Below are 3,388 nucleotides of genomic sequence, written 5' to 3' on the forward strand. Positions count from 1 at the left end.
AACTATTTTTTCTCGAAGATCGACAGAGTATGACTTCATTTAAATGTATTTATATTTTATTTTATTGTACCTCATAACAGACGCAAGTGCTGTAATCCATAGACTGTGGAAATAATTACGTGATTGCGGTCAAAGACAATCAGCCAAGGATGATTCCAAAATACGTAAGGGTAATGCCGCTCGCAATTTCTCGATCATTGTTTTACTTCACAGATGGAAAGTAGTAACTCGTTCGTCAACATTTACCAACGAGTAAAACCTTTTTCGATAACTTGCTATTCTATATTCATTCCAGTGAGCTTTTGCCTATCAGAATCAAGCTACTCTGTGAAAGAATTCTCCTCATCAGAATTGCTGTTGTTATTTAGAAGGATTTAAGTGCAATCTAAATCGTTGTAGAAATCAAAAAATTGTGAAGTATTGCTTGTTAAGCACTAAACACTAACTAACACATGAGTAGAATACCATGCTTGAGAATCTTCTGAATAACCATAATTTACCGTATCCTGATACGATACATCCCATCATTGTCCATTTTGTGATTGCAATGGTGTTGTTTGCCTTCGTGTGTGATGTCATTGGATACTTTACTAGCAACTACCGTCTTTTTGAGGTGAGTTGGTGGAATATGTTTTTCGCTACAATCTCCATCTTCATCGCCGTTATTTTTGGTCAATTTGAAGCAGGTTTAGCACAACCTTATAACGCAGTTCAACCAGTACTTAATTTACATACGCTCCTTGGCTGGTCACTTGCAGGAATTCTGGCAGCTATTACAGCTTGGCGTTACGTAATTCATTGCCGCACTCCAGAAAAGATATCAGTTTATTACCTAGCAGCAAGTCTACTTTTGACCGTTTTGGTAGGCGTACAAGTGTATTTCGGAGATGAATTGGTTTGGGTATATGGGTTGCACACTGTACCAGTTGTTGAAGCTATAAAGGAGGGCTTACTGCAATGAACCCTGAAGTTATTGAGCAATTAAAGACTCAGATGGGAGCAAATGGGTTGCCCTACACTATACCCATTCACCCAAATTTAGTTCATCTCACTATAGGTTTGTTCATCCTTGGCATTACCTTTGATTTAATTGGTGCATTCTTCCCTGTACAACAACCAATCTTCAAGTTTTTAGCAGTTCCTGCCACTCGTTCTAGCTTCTTTGATGCTGGCTGGTACAATATGCTAGGTTCAGCACTCATCACAATTTTTACGGTAGCAGCAGGTTTTTACGAAATCATGTTGGCAGAACCACTCACTGGAGTAAAGAGTGCCTGGGGATTGGAAGCAATGGAAACAATGCTTTGGCATGGAGTGGGTGGTGTTTTTCTACTAGCGCTGATTCTTGGGATGGCTATTTGGAGAGGATTTCAGCGTTATATTTGGCGTCAGGATGACAGTCAACAAGTGCAGTGGACTTATTTAGTTTCTGGACTGTTCATCATGTTTATCATGTTTATCCACGGTACGCTAGGGGCGCACTTAGCTGCTGAGTTTGGAGTTCACAATACTGCTGATATATTGTTGCGGTTGGGTAAAGACCCCAACTTACTGCTGAAGTAGTCCTTTGTATGAGTACTAATGACCATTGTAGAGACGCGATTAATCGCGTCTCTACTGACCAATGACTTTTATAGCTATGAAAATCCGAAATATTTTGATCTTGAGTGCGATCGCGATCACCTTAACTGCTGTTAGTCTTTGGATAGGGCAGTGGACGTATTCCTGGATGCCTCCTCAAGCCGCAGCAGAATCGCAGCTTGTCGATAAGTTGTTTAGTTTCTTAATCACGCTAGGAGCATTTATCTTCCTTGGAGTCACAGGAACACTCATCTACTCGGCGATTTTCCATCGAGCAGAGCAATATGATACCAGCGATGGCCCTCCAATTGAAGGAAATATCCCACTAGAAATTGTCTGGACTGCAATTCCTGTATTGCTAGTGTTTTGGATTGCCACTTACAGCTACCAAATCTACGAGCAAATGGGGATTCAAGGTCCAATGGAAGCTATGCATATGCATATTCCAGTCTTGATGAAATCGGCATCTGCTGCACCAATTAACGGAGATGTAGGCATAGTTTCCGCTTCGCCGACTTCCTCAACTGCATCAACTGATGCTACATCAAATGTAATCCCATTTGAAGACATTGAAGTTAATGCCAAACAGTGGGCTTGGGTTTTCCGCTATCCAAAAACAGGAATCACCAGCACCGAACTACATTTACCCGTTAATCATCGCATCCGTCTAGCAATGCAGTCCGAGGATGTTCTCCACGGCTTTTATATTCCTGCTTTCCGAGTCAAGCAAGACATTATTCCCAACCGCAACATTGACTTTGAATTCACCCCCATCCGCATTGGCAAATATCAATTGACCGATTCCGAATTTAGCGGTACTTACTTTGCAACCATGCGGGCAAATGTTGTTGTCGAGTCCTCTGAAGATTACAAGAAATGGCTTGCAGAAGCAGCAAATCGTAAACCATGCACTGCAAATAATCAAGCAGCTTCCGAATATGCCCAAGAATCAAAAGAATTAATCAAAGGCTGGGTTACGGTAGCACCTGCACAAGCTCCTGTAGTTAATTACAGCAATTAGTCATTAGTCATTGGTTTTAGACAAGTGACAAATGACAGATGACAAATAATAAAGGAAAAAAACAAATGACAAATATTTCCGTTGAAGACATTACAGGTGACGCACCTCAACAGGAACCTAAAACAGACTGGAAGCAATACTTTAGCTTTAGCACAGACCACAAAGTTATCGGTATTCAGTATATTGTTACCGCTTTCATTCTCTTTTTAGTTGGTGGCATATTTGCAATGATCATTCGTGGGGAATTGATTACCCCAGAATCAGACCTCGTTGACCGTAGTGTTTATAATGCAATGTTCACCATGCACGGCACTGTGATGCTATTTGGATGGACATTCCCCATACTTACAGGTTTTGCTAACTATCTTGTACCTCTAATGATTGGGGCGCGAGATATGGCGTTTCCCAGACTGAATGCTGTCGCCTTCTGGATGATACCGATCGCTGCTATCCTATTGATGGCCAGTTTCTTTGTACCTGGCGGGCCAGCGCAAGCCGGTTGGTGGTCATACCCTCCCGTTAGCTTGCAAAACCCTACAGGCAACTTAATTAATGGTCAAGTAATCTGGCTTCTAGCAGTGGCAATATCAGGTGTTTCCTCAATTATGGGGGGGATTAACTTTGTCACCACGATTGTCAAGATGCGCGCACCTGGTATGACACCCTTCCGTACACCCATCTTTGTTTGGAATGTATTTAGGGACTTCCAAAGAATAAATTATTCCAAGAAAAACAAGAGACAGGTTTTCTCAAGAATGATAATCATTTTAAGGCGGGAGAAAAGGG

At 41.6% G+C, this 3,388-nt stretch carries 4 protein-coding genes; all 4 read left to right on the forward strand.

The genetic code is table 11. The annotated features are described in order from the left end of the window. The first annotated feature begins 466 nt into the window (after positions 1-466). Entirely contained in the window at positions 467-961 is a 495-nt protein-coding gene (locus V7K25_RS23735; protein WP_179076551.1) for a DUF2231 domain-containing protein, read from the forward strand. Continuing rightward, positions 958-1,563: a DUF2231 domain-containing protein gene (locus V7K25_RS23740; protein WP_335161167.1), complete on the forward strand. Its 606-nt coding sequence runs from the start codon at positions 958-960 to the stop codon at positions 1,561-1,563. The genes V7K25_RS23735 and V7K25_RS23740 overlap by 4 nt, the downstream gene beginning before the upstream one ends. A 76-nt stretch (positions 1,564-1,639) precedes the next feature. Beyond that, complete coding sequence (locus tag V7K25_RS23745) at positions 1,640-2,602, forward strand: cytochrome c oxidase subunit II (RefSeq protein ID WP_335161169.1); 963 nt, start codon at positions 1,640-1,642, stop codon at positions 2,600-2,602. A gap of 65 nt (positions 2,603-2,667) precedes the next feature. Then, the coding region (locus V7K25_RS23750) for a cytochrome c oxidase subunit I (protein ID WP_335161171.1) at positions 2,668-3,388 on the forward strand (721 nt) is incomplete at its 3' end.

Source organism: Nostoc sp. (assembly GCF_036919495.1).
Lineage (GTDB): Bacteria > Cyanobacteriota > Cyanobacteriia > Cyanobacteriales > Nostocaceae > Nostoc.